Source organism: Litoreibacter sp. GN1-5 (assembly GCF_055693805.1).
Window position 1 is genome coordinate 1,947,490 of record NZ_JBVFUP010000001.1, and the last position, 20,297, is coordinate 1,967,786.

Genomic DNA, 20,297 nt, shown 5'->3' on the forward strand with positions numbered 1-20,297 from the left:
TTACCTGCCTCCAAGGGGGTCACGGACTATCCGTGCCGTTGACACTATTCAAGCCGCCCCTTACATCGCCAGAGGTCTGAGACGCTTGTGTATTCCCATGTTGATCTATGTTGTGATGCAAGAGAGAGCAAGGCTGACACGTGACACGATTGTTTGAGCCAAGGATTGAGCGGAAATATGCTGGGTATAGGAACCATTACAAAGAAGGTCTTCGGAACGCCAAATGACCGTAAGGTAAAGGCTGTTCGCCCTCTGGTCGAAGAGATCAATGCGCTTGAGCCAGAGTTCGAAAAACTGAGCGACGATCAGATCAAGGAACGCACTGAGCAGCTGTCAATGCGCGCCCAAAAGGGCGAAAACCTCGACAAATTGCTTCCGGAAGCTTTTGCCAATGTCCGTGAAGCTGCACGACGCGCACTTGGACTGCGCGCGTTTGATACGCAGCTGATGGGCGGGATTTTCCTGCATCAGGGCAACATTTCTGAAATGAAGACCGGTGAGGGTAAAACCCTTGTGGCGACATTCCCAGCCTACCTGAATGCATTGGTCGGTAAGGGCGTGCATATTGTAACGGTCAACGACTATCTTGCCAAACGTGACGCGGAGTGGATGAGCAAGGTCTACACAGCCCTCGGTCTGACAACAGGCGTTGTCTACCCACAACAACCCGATGATGAGAAACGCAAAGCCTACGCAGCGGACATAACCTATGCGACCAACAATGAATTGGGCTTCGACTATCTGCGTGACAACATGCGCTCCAGCCTCAACGACATGGCGCAGCGTGGGCATTTCTATGCGATTGTGGACGAGGTCGACTCGATCCTGATCGATGAAGCCCGGACACCTTTGATTATCTCGGGACCCTCTGAGGATCGTTCAGATCTTTATATTACCGTGGATAAACTGATACCGGATGTTGAGGACGAGCATTTCACTCTGGACGAAAAAACACGCAATGTGACGCTCACAGATGAAGGTAACGAGTTCATCGAACAACGCCTGCATGCAATGGGTCTTCTGCCAGAAGACCAATCCTTGTACGAGCCGGAAAGCATCACATTGGTCCATCATGTAACCCAAGCGCTGCGGGCGCATAAAGTTTATATGAAGGACAAGGACTACATGGTCGTCAACAATGAGGTGATGCTTGTTGACGAATTCACGGGTCGCATGATGAAGGGGCGCCGCTTGTCAGACGGCCTGCACCAAGCCATCGAAGCCAAGGAAGGATGCGACATCCAACCCGAGAATGTCACGCTGGCTTCTGTCACCTTCCAGAATTATTTCCGCCTTTATAACAAACTGGCAGGTATGACCGGGACAGCCGCAACAGAAGCTGAGGAGTTTTTGGAAATATACGGCCTTGGCGTTGTTGAAGTCCCCACGAACCGCCCAATTGCCCGGATAGATGAGCACGATGCGATTTACCGCACGGCCCAGGAAAAATATCAGGCAATCGTTGAGTCTATCAAAGAAGCCCATGAAAAAGGGCAACCAATTCTGGTCGGAACGACCTCTATCGAAAAATCAGAATCCCTGTCGCATCTCCTGAAAGCAGCGAACATTCCTCATAATGTACTGAATGCGCGACAGCACGAACAGGAAGCACAGATCATCGCGGATGCCGGCAAATTGGGTGCTGTTACGATTGCGACCAACATGGCCGGTCGCGGCACCGATATTCAGCTTGGCGGCAATGTTGAGATGCATGTTTTGCAAGAACTGGCCGAGAACCCAGACGCCGACCCGGAAACTTTGCGCGCCAGAATTGAAGCTGAAGTTGCCGAAAAGAAGGAAAAAGTCAAAGAAGCGGGTGGGCTTTATGTTCTGGCAACGGAACGCCATGAAAGCCGCCGTATCGACAACCAATTGCGCGGGCGATCTGGCCGTCAGGGCGACCCAGGACGGTCATCTTTCTATCTCTCGCTCGAAGATGACCTTATGCGGATTTTTGGCTCCGAACGGCTGGAAAAAGTGCTCAGCACCCTCGGCATGAAAGAGGGCGAGGCTATCGTGCACCCTTGGGTCAACAAATCGCTGGAAAAAGCACAAGCCAAGGTTGAAGGCCGCAACTTTGATATCCGCAAGCATCTTCTGAAATTTGATGATGTGATGAATGATCAGCGTAAGGCGATCTTCAGTCAGAGGCTCGAAATCATGGAAGCTGAGGATATTTCCGAGATCACGCAAGATATGCGGCATCAGGTTATCGACGATCTGGTGGACCAATTCATGCCCCCTAAAACCTATGCAGATCAGTGGGACACCAAGGGTCTTTATGTTGCTACGATTGAGAAAGTTGGCATCGACGTGCCGGTTATGGAATGGGCCGAGGAAGAAGGCGTTGATGACAGCGACATCAGCGAGCGGCTTTGTGACGCGTCTGACGAATTCATGGCCAAAAAAGCCGCTGATTTTGGTACTGACACTATGCGTAACATCGAAAAGCAGATGCTGTTGCAAACAATCGACGGCAAGTGGCGTGAACATCTGCTGACTTTGGAACATCTGCGGGCAACGATTAATTTCCGTGGATATGCCCAGCGCGACCCGTTGAACGAATATAAAACCGAAAGTTTTCAGCTATTTGAAGGCATGCTGGATTCCCTGCGGTCTGATGTGACTGAGAAGTTGTCAAAAGTCCGTCCTCTGAGCGAAGAAGAACAAAAGCAGATGATCGCAGAGTTCATGGCACAGCAAGACGCCTTGCAAGCCGCGGCCCAACCGTCAAAAACAGCGCTTGAGACTGAGGAAAGTGCCAGCCAAGGATTTGATGAAAGCGACAGCTCTACCTGGGGCAATCCGGGCCGCAATTCGGAATGTCCCTGTGGCTCTGGCAAGAAATTCAAACATTGCCACGGTCAGATAAGCTGACACTCTGAACACGGCGAATAATTGCTTGGCGCGAAAGCGTGCCACAATTTTTCCACATTTCGGATAAATACTGGATTTGCAACGAGAATACTCGGCAAGGCAGGCGATGAGCAGAATAATAACGACCGTCAAAATGGCGGCACTCACGGTATGTATGATGCCTGCGGCACATGCAGACACTCTTCCGGCAGCAATTTCAGTGCCAATTCTGGCCCCTCCGGAATTTGAGGAAACTCTGCCGGAATTACCTTCGGTTCAGGTCAATTTGCAAATGCCAGCGCTGGTAAAACCCACGGACGATCCGCCCATATCACAGCTGATAGATCAGCCGGATATAAGTGTTTTCGGATATTCTTGCGACGAGGACATTACGCTTAATGCCCAACCGGGCGCTATGGTATCTGTCACCGTAATGGCCCCGTGTCGACGATCTGAAACCGTTACAATTCATCATGCAGGCCTGTCGTTCATCGCGCGGCTTTCCATGACAGGTCAGTTGGATATGACCCTGCCCGCTCTGGCCGAAATAGCTGATTTTGAGATCATTTTTGAAGATCAAGAACGGCATGAAGCCTCAATGCGTGCGCGCGATTTTGATCAATATGCGCGTATTGCCGTACAATGGGACGGCCCGGATGCAGCCATTTTGGACGCATCAGGTGATGGCGAGGTATACCGTTTAGGCGATCCGGCAGCCGGATCGCCGCGCATCGTTCAAATCTATTCGCATCAATTCAACAGCGACGCGACCAGTCGTGTGGTTCGTTTGAACCTTAAAACCCATATAACACAACGCAATTGCAGCATTGACGGACGTGCGCGCGTCAGGCAAGCGATACCCGGCCAGCCCCTATCGGAATACGATCTCAGGTTGGCCGCGCCGGGATGCGAACGCATTGGGGAAACTCTTGAGTTGAAAAATATCTTGCAAGACCTGAAACTCGCCCAGAACTGAGTGGGCAGGAACAGTGAAAATTATCAAGCGCTTGAGTGTTGCGACACTTTTCTTTTGCATGTTGACAGGATTGGCGCTGGCGCAAGACGTGCGCTTGACGTCGCGCGATGGCGCCATCGAGATCGAAGGAACATTGCTGGGCTATGACGGGGAGTTCTACCGGGTCGAAACGATCTACGGCCCGCTGACCCTTGATGGTCAAGGCGTTGATTGTGACGGACCCGGCTGCCCTGATCTGAATTCTTATGTGGCCGAAATAACCTTTTCCGGCACACGCCAGATGGCAGACGTACTGGTCCCGGCTCTTATTCAGGCATTTGCTGATCGTAAAAACCTGCGCCTTCTGCGCGAGGTGCAAAGCGATACATTATCGACTTTCGTGCTAAGCGATGCAGAAAAGGTACGTGCGCGGTTCACGTTGCGCACCACAACGACATCCCAAGGCTTTGCCGATCTGATCGATAACGAGGCTGATATTGCACTTGTGTTGCGTGAACCGCGGGAAGAAGAGCTGGAAAGGGCGCGTACCAATGGTGTGTCTAATCTTACAAAAGGTCGTCGGACCCGGGTGGTCGCTCTGGACGGGATCGTTGCGATTACGTCAAGCGGGCAACCGTTGGAAAGCCTGTCATTGGAACAGTTGGCTCAGGTTTTCTCGGGCGAGTTATCCAGATGGTCGGAATTGAACGGGGTGGATTTTCCGATAGAGCTGCATAGCCCATTACAAGAAACCGGGGTTTTTGAAGCGTTCGAAGATAAGGTTCTGGCCCCACAAGGCGTTGGTTTCACGGATCAATCCATGCTCCATGCAGTGCCAGAGGAATTGGCGGACACAGTTGCCAATGACAATATCGCTCTCGGACTGACGACGCTAACACAAGTGGGCAATGCCAAGGCGCTCAGCATCTCGGGCAGTTGCGGATTCAAGCAGGCTCCAAACCTGACTGCGCTGCGCAGCGAAGATTATCCACTGACCCTGCCTTTGATGTTCTATACCCCTGCCCGTCGTCTACCACTGATGGCGCGGGAGTTTCTGGCGTTCACTGAATCCCCATCTGCTGATCTTGTCATACGCCGCGCGGGCTTTGTGGATCAGTCAATCACGTCGTCAGATTTCAACAGTCAAGGGGACAGGCTTGCCTATGCCATTTCCCGTGCGGGGGAGGAAGTGCCGCTGAGCCAACTTCAGCGCCTTGTCAATGTGCTGCGCGATCGTGACCGGCTATCGACCACGTTCCGTTTTAAAGGTGGATCACGGGAATTGGATGCCCAATCCCGTGAAAACATCGCCCGCCTTGCGCTTGCTTTAGAAACTCAGGCCTTCGATGGTAAAGAACTTACATTTGTTGGCTTCAGTGACGGAGATGGAGACCCGGTAGCGAACCTGAAACTATCGGCAGAGCGCGCAAAGAACGTGATGAGCGAAGTGCAGGACGCAGCCACAGTCGGGTTTTCCGACGTCCAGTTACGTGTCGAAGCGTTCGGTGAAGCGCTTCCGATGGCGTGTGACGATACGGAATGGGGACGTGCCATCAACCGCCGTGTTGAGGTTTGGATCAAATAGGCACGGCAAAAAATTTTAGTCCAAGTGGAACACTTCTTCCATTATCGCCCACCACTCACCATCAGCCCGACTATCAAGCGGATCCTGCTTGGGTCCGCAAACCGCCCACCATTCCTGTGTTTTTGGATCATCTGCCATCAGTTTGGCATCTGCGTCGAAATCGGCGCCATGGTATTCCCAGTATCCAAATAACAGATTTTCCGGCTCTCTCAGAAAGATCGAGTAGTTCTTGATATTGCATTTGGAAATACGTGCCAGAACTTCGGGCCATACATTGGCATGCAATTCTTTATAGCTGGGTATTTGCTCGGGTTTGAGGGCAATGACCATTCCCATCCGTTGCATTATATATTCTCCATCATTGAGGTTGGCTTAGACATCCAACCCATAAAACCGCTGTGCTGTTTCGCCAAAGATCGCCGCCCGCGCCTCTGACGTTAGGTTGCGTGTCATGTCCTTTGCTGTTGCGAACCAGTCTTGGTAGGATGCGGCCAGTTCAACCACAGGCCAATCGCTGCCCCACATAACGCGGTCAGGGCCAAAGCTTTCTATGATAAGGTTCTTGAAGGGCTGAAGATGCGAAACGTCCCAATCAGGTCCGATCTCAGTCACCATACCGGATAATTTACAAAATACATTTGGTAGCTTTGCGATGGCTTTCATATCTTTTTCCCATGCCTGATCTGGGATCAGCCCATCCCCCATAGCAGGCTTGGCGATGTGATCTATTACAATTCCAAGGTCAGGCATAGCTTGCGCGACAGATGCAACCACTGGCAAATGTCGCGGCTGGATAAGCGCATCAAAGCGCAACCCAACCTGCTGCATATGATCAAGGGCCGTCATAACTTCGGGCTTTATGATCCAATCGGTATCATCGATATTCTGTAACATTGGCCGCAAGCCCTTGAGGGCGGGATTCTTTCGAAACTGCTCAATCGTCTCAATAGCATCTGCAGCCACAAGGTCGACCCACCCCACGACACCGGCTATGAAATCGTAATGCTCAGCAAGAGCCAGCAGATATTCGGTTTCCGCCATAGTATCCGTAGCCTGTACCAGCACGGTCTTTGACACATCGCAGGACTGTAGCTGTGGCATCAGATCATCAGGCTGAAAGTCTCGAAAGATCGGCGCCACAGAGTCATTGGGCCAGTCATAATCGCCCCGAGATAGCTTCCAGAAATGTTGATGCGCATCAATAATCATGAAAGCAGGTTCCATTCTTCAAAGATTGTAAGTCTTGCGAACAAGACCATTTGTCAGCTCATGGGCAAGCGTGACCGCCTGATCCACAGTCAAGTGATGTTCAGCCACTAAGCGCGCCAGATAGGCACAATCGACCCGGCGCGCAACATCATGACGGGCCGGGATCGAAGGCAAAGCACGTGTATCGTCGTTAAATCCCGCAGTATTTCGAAAACCAATTGTCTCAATCGTCAACTCACGATGACGCATCATTCCAGCAGCGCTGTCAAAGAACCACCATGCGGGGCCAAGACGCAGACATGGATAAACTCCGGCCAATGGTGCAAGCTCGTTAGAGTAGGTGCTTTCGTCCAGCGTGAACAACACCAATGTCAGACGCGGATCATGACCAAAGCGATTGAGAAGCGGGCGCAAGTTTTGTACAAACTCTGCTTTCACGGGCAGATCAAACCCTTTGTCACGACCAAAGGTTTGGAAAATACCAGTATCATAGTTACGAAAAACACCCGTATGAAGCTGCATAACCAGCCCATCCTCGACGCTCATACCAGCTATTTCCGTCAGCATTTGTGCGCGGAACAACTCCTTTTCCTGCGGGGTTGGCTCACCGGATATGATCCGGGCAAAAAGGGCCTGACACTCACCTTCAGACAAATTAGCCGTCGCAGCGGTCGGATGGCTGTGATCCGTGGCTGTCGCCCCATGCTGGATGAATACAGCCCGACGTGCCCGATGAGCGGCAAGATACCCGGACCAAGTAAGTGTATCTTCGCCAGTAAGCTCAGCCAAGCTATGCAGATTCCTGGAAAACCCGTCATAATCCGGGTCAGTTATCGCGTCAGGGCGATAGGTCGGAAGAACACGACCAGGCCAAGCACTGTCCATAATGGCCTTGTGATGCGTCAACGTATCTGTGGCCGCATCAGTGGTTGCAATTATCTCAATTCCAAAGCGGTCATATAAAGCGCGGGGGCGATAAGCATCCGTTTGCAATACCTCTGTGATAGTATCAAAATATCGATCAGCTGTTTGCGAAGAGAGCGGCAGTTCCAACTGAAACAAATTCTGAAAAGTATGATCAAGCCATAACCGAGATGGTGTGCCGAGAAAGGCATCATAATGCTGTGCGAAGATATGCCATATCTTGCGATTATCGGTCTCTGAGAGGCCGCCATCGCTACGCGGCAAGCCAAGCTGGTCCAGCGTAACACCTTGCGAAACAAGCATGCGCAGAACGTAGTGATCTGGCTTCAAGAGTAGTTCAGTCGCATCCTGAAACGGTGTATTCTGAGCGAACCACACAGGGTCCGTGTGCCCATGCGGGCAGATCAGGGGCAGATGCTTTATCTGATCATATAGCGTTCGAGCAATGTTGCGCGTAACAGGGTCTGCGGGAAATAGCCGATCCTCATGCAATAGCATCGCCCGCCCCTTAGCTCAGTAAAGATCGCAGATATTCCCCGTAGCCGGATTTTCCATAAAAATCCGCCCGCTCACTTAATTGCTCTGCCGAGATCCAGCCTGCATCAAACGCAATCTCTTCTGGGCAACCGGTCTGCATGCCTTGCCGCGATTGCAGAGTCCGCACAAAGTTCCCAGCATCCAACAAGCTGCCATGCGTTCCTGTGTCCAGCCACGCAAAGCCACGCCCCATGCGTTTCACATCCAAAGTGCCGTCCTGCAAATATGTCTCTAAAAGACTGGTGATTTCTAGTTCGCCCCGAGCGGATGGCCTGATACTTTTCGCCCGCTCAGCAGCCGTTCCATCCAGAAAATAGAGCCCCGTTACAGCATAGTTGGATGGCGGAACTTCGGGCTTCTCCACAATGGCAGTGACCTTTTCATCTTCATCCATTGCCACGACGCCATATCGTTCCGGATCGGTAACACGATAGCCAAAAACTGTCCCGCCCGTTTGCCGTGCATCCGCACCCTGCAGCATTTCCGGCAAGCCGTGACCGAAGAAAATGTTGTCGCCCAAAACCATTGCGCTGGTGGCACCGTCCATGAACTTTTCACACAACAGATACGCCTGCGCCAAGCCGTCCGGGCTGGGTTGGGTTATATAGGTCAGTGAGACACCCCACTGCGATCCGTCCCCCATCAGGCGCTGGAACTGCTGGCTATCATCAGGGGTCGTGATGATGGCTATGTCACGAATACCAGCCAACATCAGGATGCTGAGTGGATAGTAAACCATCGGCTTGTCATAAACCGGCATCAACTGTTTGGAGACACCTTGCGTGATCGGGTAAAGTCGCGTACCTGATCCCCCCGCCAGAATGATGCCTTTGCGTTTGCTCATGTCAGTGGTCTCCGAGGTCATTCAAAACAGTTTTCAGCCCCTCATGCCAGTCTGGACGATCAATCCCCAGAAGGGCTATTGTATCACTACAATCAAGGCGTGAATTCAGCGGGCGTTGCGCTGGGGTCGGATAGGCGCTTGTTGGAATATCGTTTACGATACAACTTATACCTGCCAACTCAAAAATGGTCCGGGCAAAATCTGCCCAACTGACATCAGGCGCACCTGCAAAATGGTAGGTTCCGGACTGTGCGCCATCCCCTAACTGCTTTACAGTCCGCATACAGGCATCAGCGATATCAGCTGCCGGGGTCGGTCCGCCGATCTGGTCCGAGACAATATTCAGCTCATCCCGCTCAGCCCCCAACCGCAGCATTGTTTTCACAAAATTCGCACCATGGGCGGAAAACACCCAGGAGGTCCTCAGAATCGCATAGGCTCCACCAGCGTTGCGCACGGCATCTTCACCGGCCGCTTTGGTTCGGCCATAAGTCCCAAGTGGCGCTATTTTATCTGTGGGCTTCCATGGGGCGCGGCCACTGCCGTCAAACACATAGTCGGTTGAGATATGGACGAAAGGTATCGCGAATTCTGCAGCCGCCTGTGCCATCTTGGCTGGCGCCCTTACGTTCAAAAGATGCGCGGCGTCTTCGTCCCGCTCGGCCTGATCAACAGCCGTATATGCTGCGGCATTGATGATGGCATCGGGGCGCTGATCCTCAATCGCCGCACGCGCAGCGTTCGGATTGCAAAGGTCAACTTGACCGCGTCCCAATGCAATGACGCCATCAAGCCGCGCAAGCTCATTGGCGACCTGACCGGATCTTCCAAAAACCAGTACCTTCATCCGGCCTGACCCAAACGCATGCCCACACCGTCGCGGTTCAGCAAAGCCTGCCACCAACTTTCATTAGCCAGATACCATGCAACGGTGCGTTCCAGCCCTTGCTCCAACGTCACAGACGGGCGCCAGCCGAGTTCTTCACGGATACGGGTCGGATCAATAGCATAGCGCAGATCATGACCCGGTCGGTCTGTGACAAATGAAATCAAATTGCGATAGCTCGTTTTGTCGGGCTTCTCACGATCAAGGATATCGCAGATCATATGGACCAGATCGATATTCCGCGCTTCGTTCTCGCCGCCGATATTGTAGGTGCGTCCGACCCGACCCTTATCCAGAACCGTTAGCAACGCATTGGCGTGATCTTCCACAAACAACCAGTCGCGGATATTCTCGCCTTGCCCATAAACCGGGATTGGTTTGCCATGCAAAGAGTTCAGAATAACAACAGGGATAAGTTTTTCCGGGAAATGGAACGGGCCGTAATTGTTCGAACAATTCGTAAGCAGAATTGGCAGGCCATAAGTCTCGGCCCAAGCCCGCACCAGATGGTCCGATGCCGCCTTTGACGCAGAATACGGAGAATTAGGCGCATAGGGCGTATCCTCTGTGAACATCCCAGTGGGCCCGAGCGAGCCATAGACCTCATCGGTTGAGACATGGTGAAAGCGAAAACTCTCTGGCTTGCCCTTGGCCGTCCAATAATCACGTGCGGCTTGCAGAAGATTGTAAGTGCCGGTCACATTCGTCTCGATAAACGCGCCCGGACCGTCAATAGATCGATCGACGTGGCTTTCAGCGGCAAGGTGCATCACCGCATCAGGCGCGTGGATGTCAAAGACACGTCTCAGCGCTGCCGGATCGCGGATATCTGCTTGCTCAAACCTATAGCGCGGATTTTGCGCCACGCTATCTACATTGGCAAGGCAGGCGGCGTAAGTCAAAGCGTCAAGGTTCACAACCTCCAGCCCCTGCGCAATGGCCTGCCGGACCACGGCTGAACCGATAAATCCGGCCCCACCTGTAACCAGAAGTTTCATTTTTTACCCTTCGTAGGTGAACGGAGTTTCGAAATCGACAAAGCCTTGTGCCTTGGCATCCTTGTCGGACAGAACCGCCTTTTCGACAGCAATCCCCCAGTCAATTCCAAGGTCAGGATCCGCAAAATGAACACCCCCATCGCAATCAGGGGCATAAACGTCGGTACATTTGTATAGGACTTCTGTATTCGGCTCCAGTGTGATGAAACCGTGCAGAAACCCTTTGGGTATGAGCAGTTGCAGCCCGTTCTCAGCCGACAACATCTCCCCCAACCATTGGCCATAGGTTGGGGAGCCTTTGCGAATATCCACGGCCACGTCAAGAACAGCCCCACGGGCCACGCGCACGAGCTTGTCCTGCGCATGCGGCGGTGCCTGGTAGTGCAATCCACGTACTGTTCCTTTGGGAACAGACAAAGAATGATTATCCTGCACGAAATCCATCTCGATACCGTGCGCACTCAGGGCCTGCCTGTTCCAGGTTTCTGAAAAGAACCCACGGGCATCTTCAAATCGCCTTGGATGAAGAACGAGCACGTCAGGCAAAGCAGTAGGTTTAACGTCCAATGTATTCACCAGAAACTGAAAGTCACTGACCGCACTTAACAGAGAAAGTCAGCAAAAATAAAGATCAGGTTTCTGGGTCGGCATGTGCTTGCAATTACTGCCAAAGATCATCGCAATGCTGCGACTTTCACCTCAACATCCGGCTGCTCTTCAAACAAGAGCGTTTCTATACTGACCAGTTGTATTTTACCATCCGGCCCATCAGCCAATAGCACTTCATCCTGTCCGGAAAACTGATAATCCGTTTTCTTTCCTGGCAGCAAGGCTCTGTCTTCGCCGGGCCCGCCATGCAGGCGGTCCGCCTTACCGTGGCTGATCAGAAAATCATCGCCCGTCAATCCAAGCAATGTATCTTCCTCGGTTGTGCCTTCCAACTGGTCACGAAATTCAGTGCCAATCAAACTGATCCCATGCCAAAATGACTCTGGGCTGCGCACATCATCTTCAAAAACGACTGTAGCATTATATTCCTCAAGCATACGCCATCTTGGTGTGTCGTCACCCAAATATCGCAACGCGCCCCAGCTTCCCCATTGGGTCGGCGCAGCAACATCCACAAAAGCATTGAATAGCGTACCACCGGCTTCGTACCAGCCATCCAGTAACTCTCTGTAAAGCTCACCCATTTCAGAGCTGTAGTTCAGGGCAATATAGAAATCCGTCAATACATCATCACGAACCAGTTCATCTTGACCCACAACATGAGTTCCGCCCTCATACATGATCAGATCCAGCCCATGTTGCTGCGCTACATCCGCATGATAGGGGAACAAATCAGATACCAGTTCATTCAGCGAACCTTCGCGAAGAAATTCAGAGGCATCCACAATAGCCTGATCAAAGCGATTTTCTTCCAGAAATACTCTACGCGACACGCGCTGCAATCCTTCTTTATCAGCGGCCGCTTCAGCAAGCGCGAGACTTTCATCCAACCACGTCTGTACGCGCTCCACCTCTTCCTGCGTTCCAAGCTCATGGCCGAAATAGCCGGTAATCGCATAGCTGTCGAACAAGCTGGCTGGCTCTGGGTTTGAGCCGTCCTCTGCTATCCACAGTGGCGCTGTCAGCAAGCCTTCTTCCAATCCGGGCCAGCCTGTATGGGTCGCAATAACTTTGACAAGGCGATCATGTGCGGCATCACTAAAAACGCTGTCCCAGATCATCGCAATCTGGGCAGCCCTGACCCCTGCGAACTGCATCCACGCATCGTCTGCCGCATCAACACCCCAGCGTGCCTCGGCTTGGGACAGGGCCCAATCCGCCTGAGGAAACCCAAAATTCCAGACTTCATTCGAATATTCAAGATACGCCATTAATCGTGGATCAAGATGGTCGCGCACATAGATGGCCGAGTTCTTGACATACATGTCATCCGCCATATGCGGCATGGTAAACCAAGGGTCTGCCCCCAGCTCATTCGCAAGGGCAACAATGATCTCCAAAGGGACACCGCGCAGCGAATAGGTGTAGTCGGACAGTTGTGGCCTATCTTCCCATGCCACGACGGGGGACCCGTTAGTATACATCCAGTCCATGAAGCGCAGGACGCGAAAATCAGCAATATGCTGCGTCCAATCCGGGTTGAAAATGGCACCAGCTTCGTGAAGCTCAATATACTCTTTCTTCACCACCGAGATATTGCGGATGTAATTGTCAGGATTGGTTTCTGTAATCGAAATACCAACCAATCCCGGCCCCGGAGTGTATTTGAAAGAGATTTCATTTCCTCTACGGATTACGCCACTGACATTTCCGGATAGGATGATCTTACCTTCGCCCTCAAAAGTCAGACGATATCGCCCACCTGATAATCTTGCTTCTTTAGGCTGTTCGGTCAGTATGAATGTCTCAACGCTTTCCAACTCACGCGGAATTTGCTTTAGCCATCCATTTTCATCCAGATACCCTTCTTCCGATAACCTGTTCGCGTCCCACGCCCCCCATTGCCCCGGTGCATGACCCGTCCAGGTGCGGGCTGTCTTGAACGTATCGATGAAGGGCTGCTGACTGGTCCAATCCGAAATCCCGTTCAAATTCAAAGCCAGCGAAGGGTTGCTGGTTGCATTTTGAAAATGGCTACGGTGCCGCGTATGCGTCTCTTTCCCGAAAGTGCCCACTTGCGTCCAGATAGTCTGGATCAAATCCGCATAGTTATCACGTACAAGGGGATGGATGGTGTCTGGGATTTCGAAAGATGCGGGCGCTGGCTCATCATACATTGCGCTGTATGTTATTAACGCCGCCAAAAAATAGATTGTCGGACGCCCATGAGGAGCAGAGTCTTCGTAGAGTTCCTCAACAGGAATACCCGACAAAGGTGTATCAACCAGCAGTTTCGACAAGACTGAACCGACAGGTATCAATTCGATGTCCAGATCAGGACGTTCAGCAGCAATCATATCGTAATAGTCAATGTACCAGTCGTGATACACGCCTTGATTATAGCTATGATAGTCCTGCAATTTTTGGTCAGACGGCGGAAAACCATATTCCCCCATGTCTGCCCAACCTTCGTATATGTAATATTTTGCTTCTGGTATTTTTGAGGCAACCCAATCGAATGTATCCAAAGTGGCGCTAAGCGGACTTGCCCCTGTCGTGTTCTCCCACTCATACGCGGCATCGGGCGGCAGGTACTGCACAAAATTCGCAGGATTTATCATGATTGTGTTGTAGCCACCTTCCCGAAACCCGCCACGCATTCTACCGAAACCCCAGTTTGACTGAGGCGGTAATTCTGTCGCAAAATTTCGCAGGAAACCCCATCTTCCATCCGCCGCAAAGCGATGCCCCGCGGCCTGCGCTAAAGGAACCAGCCAATGGGGTACGACCGTTTCTTCAGTATTGCTTGCATGGTGGACAAGACTGTTACTGAACAAATAAGCCTTTACGTCTTTGGTCTCAGCAAAAGCGGATGTGGAAATAAGTATTGTTGCAATTGTAAAAATTGTTCTCAGGACAGGCATTTTACTCGCCATGATCCGACACAAAAAAGTATAAGTTACCATCTGACAAACACCATTTAAACCAAGTGAAATTGAGCATTATGTTACACTTAGGGTCAACCGGTTTCATGGCAAAGGGCGTTAGCGGCATTACGCCGATCAAATTTCTGATCTGTGCGCACCTCTGACCGCCGGATAAGAATTGAACGAAATGCCGTCAAACGCGCACCTGAATCACCAACGATTTACTAAGAAAAATTCAAATAATAACGAAAAACGACAGGACTGTTCAGCCTTTCTCTCCAGTGATAGAAAAACTTGTAGATTGTTTTTCAACTTTTCAATGCCTTAAGCAAAAGTACCGTCTTTTTTAAGGATTTCTTAAGTTTTCAGGGCGTGGCCGCTTGACCACAGTGGCTAGTTTCGGCATATTTTTGACATCGGGAAGTCAAGGTTTGACCATTCTCTGCATTTGGTAACAGCAGAAAAATGATCTCGGTTTTGTGTGTGTAAGGAGTAACGGGGACGGTTTTGGTGCGTGTGCTAGTATGAACTTCAGAAATGTAGTGTGTGTCTGAAGACTTCAGCTAAAAAATATCATTTTAGCTAAACTCTTGAATATAAAGCTAAAATGAAATTCTAACCCACCTTCTGTTATGAGTGGGGTTTGTATCGTATCGATTATACGTCCTCCACGTGTATTGAGTGGAAGGATAGTGAGTAATGGCATTGGATCATGGGCGATTTTTCGCCGATATCGACGTTAACGAATACTTTGAGCGGCAGTTAAGCAGTTCAACAGCACGTGATTTTTACAAGAATCACCTCAAGCGTGCATTTGATATTGCCTTGGTGCTCATATCAGCCATCCCTGTTCTGATGGTTACGCTTACTTTGGCGGCAGTAATTGCTCTTGATGGCAAATCCCCATTCTATGCCCAGAAGCGTATCGGTAGAAATGGTATCTCTTTCAAGATGTGGAAGCTGCGTAGTATGGTTGCTGACGCAGATGAAAAGCTTGAGGCCTATCTGAATAGTAATCCAGCCGCACGGCGAGAGTGGGACTTGACGCAGAAGCTCAAAGATGACCCACGGATAACGAAAGTGGGTCGCGTGATCCGCAAGACATCTTTGGATGAATTGCCACAGCTTTGGAATGTCCTGATCGGCGACATGTCACTGGTTGGCCCACGCCCGATGATGCCACAGCAGCGGATTCTTTATCCGGGCACTGCCTATTTTGCGATGCGCCCTGGTCTGACTGGCTATTGGCAGGTTTCAGAGCGCAACGAAGGCAGCTTCGCGGACCGTGCGCCAATTGACAGCAAGTACTTCAGTGAGCAATCGCTTAAAACGGATCTATCCGTTATGGTGAAAACCGTAGGTGTCGTACTGAACGGAACTGGCTACTGAGCCAGTTCCTTTTCATGTAGCTTGGATTTGATCAATCTGGCGACTCCCAAACCCCAGGCATCCCAATTCAATCGATCCTCAAAATATTGCCGCGTTGTACCGCATAGCGCGGCATACACATCCGGCCGTTCAAGGTGGTAAACAATTTTATCAGCAAACGCATTTGCGTCTGAGCCCTCTGGCAACGCAAATCCATTTACACCGTCCAGAACCGGAACGCCGCCGACCCGCAGACATAGAGATGGAAGCCCGTAAGCCGAGGCCTCGCAAAACGCAAAACCATACGACTCGAACGATGGCATGACCATGAAATGCGCTTGCCGATAAGCGTCTTCGAAAACAGCAAGCTCATCTGGCTTTGCTTTGTCCAATGACGGATGAATTGTCATCTGTTCACATGTATGCTCAGGTGGTGGAACGCACCCAATCACCGTTAGATGCGCATCCAGATCGCGATTCAGAAGGGCTTGCAACACCGCGAATGTTGCGGCTCCGCCCTTCGCAAACCAGTTCCGACCGACAAGTAAGAGACGCACAGGGCCATCGGTGATAGGCGCGATTGAAAGGCTATCCTTTGGTGGCGCCGTGACACCGCCGCCCCATGGGACCATATGGGATTGTTCTGGCTTCAGATCGTACAAAACATCCGCCTGATCCTTTAGCCAATCAGAAGGCCAAAGGTTCAGGTCATTTGCTTGAAAAACACTTTTCTCGTGTCGCATAACCCAAGGGTCCAAATAACGCGACAATGACAGGTAGGATCCAAATGCCTGTCCAACCTCTGATTGTCGATATATCGTTTGGGTCGCATCAGATGTAAAAACCTTCATAATCGGATAGGGCAAATCTAAATTAGCAAGGGTATGAAAGCTGAATGGGCAGAATAAAACATCGTATTTCTTTCTAGACAGTTCTTTCTTCACCTTACGCGCGATAAGACGAGACAGTAACAACTGCATTCGCCAACGGACACGCAGGTTGATTGCAACAGGAGCGCGATGAATAAGCCTGCGAACCGGCTCGACACTGCCCCAACTGCGGCTGAGGATATCCACATCCCCGACATGATCCTGCAACGCTTTGTAAATACGGGAGTTTCCACCAGAAAATGTCCAACTTTCCAATGGATCAAGGTCGCAGATATAAGCTATGTTCAATCTGTTCTGTGTCATGAAAATTTCTATATAAACTCACTACAACTGCATTTTCGGACAGGCCGCGCGATAAACAAGAGAACAATTCGCAGCAGCACGACTTTAACCATAAAATTATAAAAAGAAATCACCTCTAATCAGACAATAATCGTAGCCTAACGCCAAATGCTACTGTTATGGTTCATACGCAATTTATCGGTCTTGGCCCAGACATAAGCTAAAACTGAACCGAAAGGGAAATCCAAAGAGGCTATGCCAAACAGTCTAGCATATTTGATGTTGCTGATCTGGCCGATCGTCACGCTCGTTTTTTTCGGCGCATGCCACTTCCACGTGCATTGATCTGGTCTTTTCTAGCGGGTTATCTCTTTTTACCCCCTCTACCAGCAACATTTGACTTTCCGTTGATGCCTGCATTTAGCAAAGAAACAATTCCAAGCCTTGCCTGCCTACTGGTTTGCATCTTCGTACTTGGGAAAAAGATATCCTTCCTGCCAGACTCAACATTAGGTCGCATACTGGTTGCCCTATTCGTAATAACCCCTGCGGCAACAGTTCTGACCAATGCCGAACCAATTGTGTTTCAGCTGACCCAACTGCCAGGGCTGGCTATAAAAGATATTGCAGCCCTTTCGATCAATCAGGCATTGCTGTTTGTTCCGTTCCTTCTTGCGCGACAATTTCTAGCAACACAGGATGCACAGCGTGAAATTCTGATAGCCCTGTTTATTGGCGGTCTCATCTACTCAATCCCCATGCTGATAGAGGTACGTCTTAGTCCGCAAATCAACGTCTGGATATATGGCTACTTCCAGCACAGTTTTGAACAGATGGTCCGGTCCGGCGGCTTCAGGCCTTTGGTTTTTCTGTACCATGGCCTATGGGTTGCATTTTTCTGCATGACCGCTGTAGTTGCCACTGTCGCTTTGTGGCGTAGCGAAAAAGGCAAACCACGTATGAAGTATCTTGCAGCGGCTGTCTATCTGGCGGTGGTTCTGGTTCTTTGCAAGTCTTTGGGTTCGCTTCTATTCATGGTTATTTTGGTTCCGCTGGTGGCATTTATGAGCCAAAAACTACAACTCAAAATCGCCCTTATTCTTGGGCTTCTATCCATCGCCTATCCCCTACTGAAAGGCGCTGATCTTGTCCCAGACCAGGCAATGGTCGAACAAGCGCGTCAGTATCAAGATGACCGTGGTGCCTCTCTTGAGCATCGCTTCAATAATGAAAATCTTTTGCTGGAACGCGCAGCGCAAAAACCACTGTTCGGATGGGGCAGTTGGGGTCGGAATCACCTGCATGATGCTGTGACTGGCGACATTCTGACAGTCACAGACGGACGATGGATCATCGTAATCGGTGTATTCGGCTGGTTTGGATTCCTTGGTGAATTTGGACTTCTGGCCCTACCTCTTCTGCTGCTCGCACGCGGTCTCAGGCACGCCCCAAAACAAACAATATCACCCTATATTGGTCCGTTATCCCTGCTTTTAGCGATAAATATTGTCGACATGATACCGAACGCGACGCTCACCTCACTAACCTGGCTAGTCGCAGGATCTTTGCTTGGATATGCCGAGTCCCTTCGGGCTGCAAAAACCTCTGACTATGCTGAAACGTCAAAGCCTACAGAGACTTTCACGCCTGCGGCCGCTCAACGCCCCCGCACCATTATGTGAGGGTAAAACAATGGAAAATCCGGAAAAGACCCGCACGCCAAAGGTCTTGGTGATTGCCGAAGCTGCGAACCCGGAATGGGTCAGCGTGCCGCTTGTTGGATGGTCATTGGCCAAAGCGTTGGGTGGTATCGCGCAAACCCATATCGTCACCCAAATCCGTAACCGGGATGCTTTCCTGCGCGCGGGGCTGGAAGAAGGCACAGACTTCACGGCAATCGACTCGGAAGCCTTTGCACGCCCACTTTGGAAAATTGGCAATGTCTTGAAAATGGGCGAAGGCAAAGGTTGGACAATGCTACAAGCCGTCTCGGCCATGTCCTATCCATATTTTGAGCGTCTGATCTGGAAGCAATTTGGCCCAGCATTGCGCGCTGGGGACTATGATCTGGTGCATCGTGTCACCCCGCTTAGTCCCACCGTCTCCAGCCCATTGGCCGCAAAATGTGCAAACCTCGGCATCCCCTTCATCCTCGGTCCTTTGAATGGCGGTGTACCATGGCCAAAAGGTTTTGATGCTGAACGCCGCAGAGAACGGGAATGGTTATCTTATGTCAGGGGGGTCTACCGGTTTCTGCCCGGGCGCACAGTCACGACAAAAAATACAGCTGCTATACTGGTCGGGTCACGTCATACAGAAAGCGAAATACCAGACGCATACCATGATAAATGCATCTATATCCCGGAAAACGCCATTGATCCGGCGCGATTTTCCCGCCGCGCCGAGCATAAAGAAGGGCCGCCCTTGCGGGCCTGCTTTATCGGGCGAATGGTACCCTATAAGGGGCCTGATATGTTACTGACCGCCGCCATGCCGCTATTGCGGGGTGGGCAGATGACGTTGGATATGATTGGTGATGGCCCAATGCTGGAAGCGTTAAAAGCACAGGCCGTTGCCGAAGGGACAGAGACTGCTATTCGTTTCCATGGCTGGGTGGCGCATGATGCAGTGCAGGATGTGGTCGCGGGGTGTAATTTGTTATCGTTCCCCTCTATCCGCGAATTTGGGGGCGGGGTTGTACTGGAAGCCATGGCTTTGGGCATCGCCCCGCTGATCGTCGATTACGCAGGGCCCGGTGAGCTTGTTACGACAGAAACGGGCTATAAAGTTCCTCTTGGGGCGCGGGGTGACATCATTGCGGGTTTCCGAGAGGCTTTGGAAAGTATTTCAGCCGATCCGCAAGGGTTGGCGGAAACTGGACAGGCAGCGCGAGACAGAGTGCAAAGCCTGTTCACTTGGCAGCAGAAGGCCAAGCAGGTATCCGAAGTATATAAATGGGTTTTGGGTCTGCGATCGGACCGCCCTTCATTCTTCTGAGGGTCCGATTGGCCGCGCCGGTATGCCTGCGACAGTAACCCCTGCAGGTACATTCTGGGTTACAACAGCATTAGCGCCAATCCGGGCGTCATCGCCTACTGTCAGCGGGCCCAGCAACTTTGCCCCGGCCCCGATGTCTACATGGCCACCTAAAACAACGGGGCCAGCCAGTGTCACCTGATGGAAGATCATACAGTTGGGCCCAATCTTTGCGTCTGGATGAATGATAATTCCAGTAGGATGGGTCAACCGTAAACCACCTTCAATCTGGGTGTTCAGGTGAATCTCGCATTGGGTAATCGTGGACCAGAACCGATGAGACAAAACCCAGTATTTCGACAAGATCGCCCCTACCAATCCGCGATGTTTCTGTGCCGCCTGATATCGACGAATAGAACGCAACAGCTTTTGGCCAGGATCCCAAAATTGA

General features: G+C 51.2%; 16 protein-coding genes. 6 read left to right on the forward strand and 10 right to left on the reverse strand.

Going from position 1 to position 20,297, the window contains the following annotated elements; genetic code table 11:
* Positions 1-177: 177 nt before the first annotated feature.
* The 3 genes from secA to ACZ1HF_RS09835 all read left to right on the forward strand — a co-directional run bounded on the left by secA (position 178) and on the right by ACZ1HF_RS09835 (position 5,396).
* Positions 178-2,877, forward strand: a complete 2,700-nt coding sequence (secA, locus tag ACZ1HF_RS09825) for a preprotein translocase subunit SecA (RefSeq protein ID WP_472657320.1) — start codon at positions 178-180, stop codon at positions 2,875-2,877.
* A 106-nt stretch (positions 2,878-2,983) separates the two neighbouring features.
* The gene (locus ACZ1HF_RS09830; RefSeq protein WP_472657321.1) at positions 2,984-3,832 is read left to right on the forward strand and encodes a hypothetical protein; all 849 of its coding nucleotides are present in this window, start codon (positions 2,984-2,986) and stop codon (positions 3,830-3,832) included.
* A 13-nt stretch (positions 3,833-3,845) separates the two neighbouring features.
* Complete coding sequence (locus tag ACZ1HF_RS09835; protein WP_472657322.1) at positions 3,846-5,396, forward strand: phosphate ABC transporter substrate-binding/OmpA family protein; 1,551 nt, start codon at positions 3,846-3,848, stop codon at positions 5,394-5,396.
* 15 nt (positions 5,397-5,411) lie between these two features.
* Here ACZ1HF_RS09835 and ACZ1HF_RS09840 read toward each other — a convergent pair whose 3' ends face one another.
* The 8 genes from ACZ1HF_RS09840 to ACZ1HF_RS09875 form a co-directional block, all read right to left on the reverse strand.
* Entirely contained in the window at positions 5,412-5,741 is a 330-nt protein-coding gene (locus tag ACZ1HF_RS09840; protein WP_472657323.1) for an L-rhamnose mutarotase, read from the reverse strand.
* Between the two features lie 27 nt (positions 5,742-5,768).
* Entirely contained in the window at positions 5,769-6,605 is an 837-nt protein-coding gene (locus ACZ1HF_RS09845) for an amidohydrolase family protein (RefSeq protein WP_472657324.1), read from the reverse strand.
* Between the two features lie 18 nt (positions 6,606-6,623).
* The gene (gene uxaC / locus ACZ1HF_RS09850; RefSeq protein ID WP_472657325.1) at positions 6,624-8,027 is read right to left on the reverse strand and encodes a glucuronate isomerase; all 1,404 of its coding nucleotides are present in this window, start codon (positions 8,025-8,027) and stop codon (positions 6,624-6,626) included.
* 10 nt (positions 8,028-8,037) lie between these two features.
* Positions 8,038-8,910, reverse strand: coding sequence for a glucose-1-phosphate thymidylyltransferase RfbA (rfbA, locus tag ACZ1HF_RS09855; RefSeq protein WP_472657326.1), 873 nt, complete (start codon positions 8,908-8,910; stop codon positions 8,038-8,040).
* 1 nt (position 8,911) lies between these two features.
* Entirely contained in the window at positions 8,912-9,757 is an 846-nt protein-coding gene (gene rfbD / locus ACZ1HF_RS09860) for a dTDP-4-dehydrorhamnose reductase (RefSeq protein ID WP_472657327.1), read from the reverse strand.
* A complete protein-coding gene (gene rfbB, locus ACZ1HF_RS09865; protein ID WP_472657328.1) occupies positions 9,754-10,794 on the reverse strand; it encodes a dTDP-glucose 4,6-dehydratase in 1,041 nt (346 codons plus the stop codon). Before rfbB ends, rfbD begins: the two co-directional genes overlap by 4 nt.
* A 3-nt stretch (positions 10,795-10,797) precedes the next feature.
* Positions 10,798-11,361 (reverse strand): dTDP-4-dehydrorhamnose 3,5-epimerase, encoded by a 564-nt coding sequence (gene rfbC / locus ACZ1HF_RS09870; RefSeq protein ID WP_472657329.1) that lies wholly within the window; start codon positions 11,359-11,361, stop codon positions 10,798-10,800.
* A 107-nt stretch (positions 11,362-11,468) separates the two neighbouring features.
* Positions 11,469-14,327 carry a calcium-binding protein gene (locus tag ACZ1HF_RS09875; protein WP_472657330.1) on the reverse strand — a complete coding sequence of 953 codons (2,859 nt, stop codon included), beginning with the start codon at positions 14,325-14,327 and terminating at the stop codon, positions 11,469-11,471.
* Between the two features lie 702 nt (positions 14,328-15,029).
* On the opposite strand from ACZ1HF_RS09875, the gene ACZ1HF_RS09880 reads away from it, so the two are divergent.
* The gene (locus ACZ1HF_RS09880) at positions 15,030-15,719 is read left to right on the forward strand and encodes a sugar transferase (RefSeq protein ID WP_472657331.1); all 690 of its coding nucleotides are present in this window, start codon (positions 15,030-15,032) and stop codon (positions 15,717-15,719) included.
* On the opposite strand, the gene ACZ1HF_RS09885 is transcribed toward ACZ1HF_RS09880, so the two are convergent.
* Entirely contained in the window at positions 15,713-16,891 is a 1,179-nt protein-coding gene (locus tag ACZ1HF_RS09885) for a glycosyltransferase family 4 protein (RefSeq protein ID WP_472657332.1), read from the reverse strand. The genes ACZ1HF_RS09880 and ACZ1HF_RS09885 overlap by 7 nt on opposite strands.
* A gap of 389 nt (positions 16,892-17,280) precedes the next feature.
* On the opposite strand from ACZ1HF_RS09885, the gene ACZ1HF_RS09890 reads away from it, so the two are divergent.
* Both ACZ1HF_RS09890 and ACZ1HF_RS09895 read left to right on the forward strand, forming a co-directional pair.
* A complete protein-coding gene (locus tag ACZ1HF_RS09890; RefSeq protein WP_472657333.1) occupies positions 17,281-18,552 on the forward strand; it encodes a hypothetical protein in 1,272 nt (423 codons plus the stop codon).
* Positions 18,553-18,562: 10 nt separating this feature from the next.
* Complete coding sequence (locus tag ACZ1HF_RS09895) at positions 18,563-19,867, forward strand: glycosyltransferase family 4 protein (protein ID WP_472657334.1); 1,305 nt, start codon at positions 18,563-18,565, stop codon at positions 19,865-19,867.
* On the opposite strand, the gene ACZ1HF_RS09900 is transcribed toward ACZ1HF_RS09895, so the two are convergent.
* Positions 19,856-20,269, reverse strand: a complete 414-nt coding sequence (locus tag ACZ1HF_RS09900) for a serine O-acetyltransferase (protein ID WP_472657335.1) — start codon at positions 20,267-20,269, stop codon at positions 19,856-19,858. The two genes, ACZ1HF_RS09895 and ACZ1HF_RS09900, sit on opposite strands and share 12 nt — an antisense overlap.
* Positions 20,270-20,297 lie beyond the last annotated feature (28 nt).

Excerpts from the sequence above, each read along its gene's own strand:
- ACZ1HF_RS09890 (WP_472657333.1), top strand. The coding sequence starts at position 17,281 with ATGCCTGCATTTAGCAAAGAAACAATTCCAAGCCTTGCCTGCCTACTG.
- ACZ1HF_RS09880 (WP_472657331.1), top strand. The coding sequence starts at position 15,030 with ATGGCATTGGATCATGGGCGATTTTTCGCCGATATCGACGTTAACGAA.
- secA (WP_472657320.1), top strand. The coding sequence starts at position 178 with ATGCTGGGTATAGGAACCATTACAAAGAAGGTCTTCGGAACGCCAAAT.
- ACZ1HF_RS09840 (WP_472657323.1), bottom strand. The coding sequence starts at position 5,741 with ATGCAACGGATGGGAATGGTCATTGCCCTCAAACCCGAGCAAATACCC.
- uxaC (WP_472657325.1), bottom strand. The coding sequence starts at position 8,027 with ATGCTATTGCATGAGGATCGGCTATTTCCCGCAGACCCTGTTACGCGC.
- ACZ1HF_RS09885 (WP_472657332.1), bottom strand. The coding sequence starts at position 16,891 with ATGACACAGAACAGATTGAACATAGCTTATATCTGCGACCTTGATCCA.
- ACZ1HF_RS09875 (WP_472657330.1), bottom strand. The coding sequence starts at position 14,327 with ATGCCTGTCCTGAGAACAATTTTTACAATTGCAACAATACTTATTTCC.
- rfbB (WP_472657328.1), bottom strand. The coding sequence starts at position 10,794 with ATGAAACTTCTGGTTACAGGTGGGGCCGGATTTATCGGTTCAGCCGTG.
- rfbD (WP_472657327.1), bottom strand. The coding sequence starts at position 9,757 with ATGAAGGTACTGGTTTTTGGAAGATCCGGTCAGGTCGCCAATGAGCTT.
- ACZ1HF_RS09895 (WP_472657334.1), top strand. The coding sequence starts at position 18,563 with ATGGAAAATCCGGAAAAGACCCGCACGCCAAAGGTCTTGGTGATTGCC.
- ACZ1HF_RS09830 (WP_472657321.1), top strand. The coding sequence starts at position 2,984 with ATGAGCAGAATAATAACGACCGTCAAAATGGCGGCACTCACGGTATGT.
- rfbA (WP_472657326.1), bottom strand. The coding sequence starts at position 8,910 with ATGAGCAAACGCAAAGGCATCATTCTGGCGGGGGGATCAGGTACGCGA.
- ACZ1HF_RS09845 (WP_472657324.1), bottom strand. The coding sequence starts at position 6,605 with ATGATTATTGATGCGCATCAACATTTCTGGAAGCTATCTCGGGGCGAT.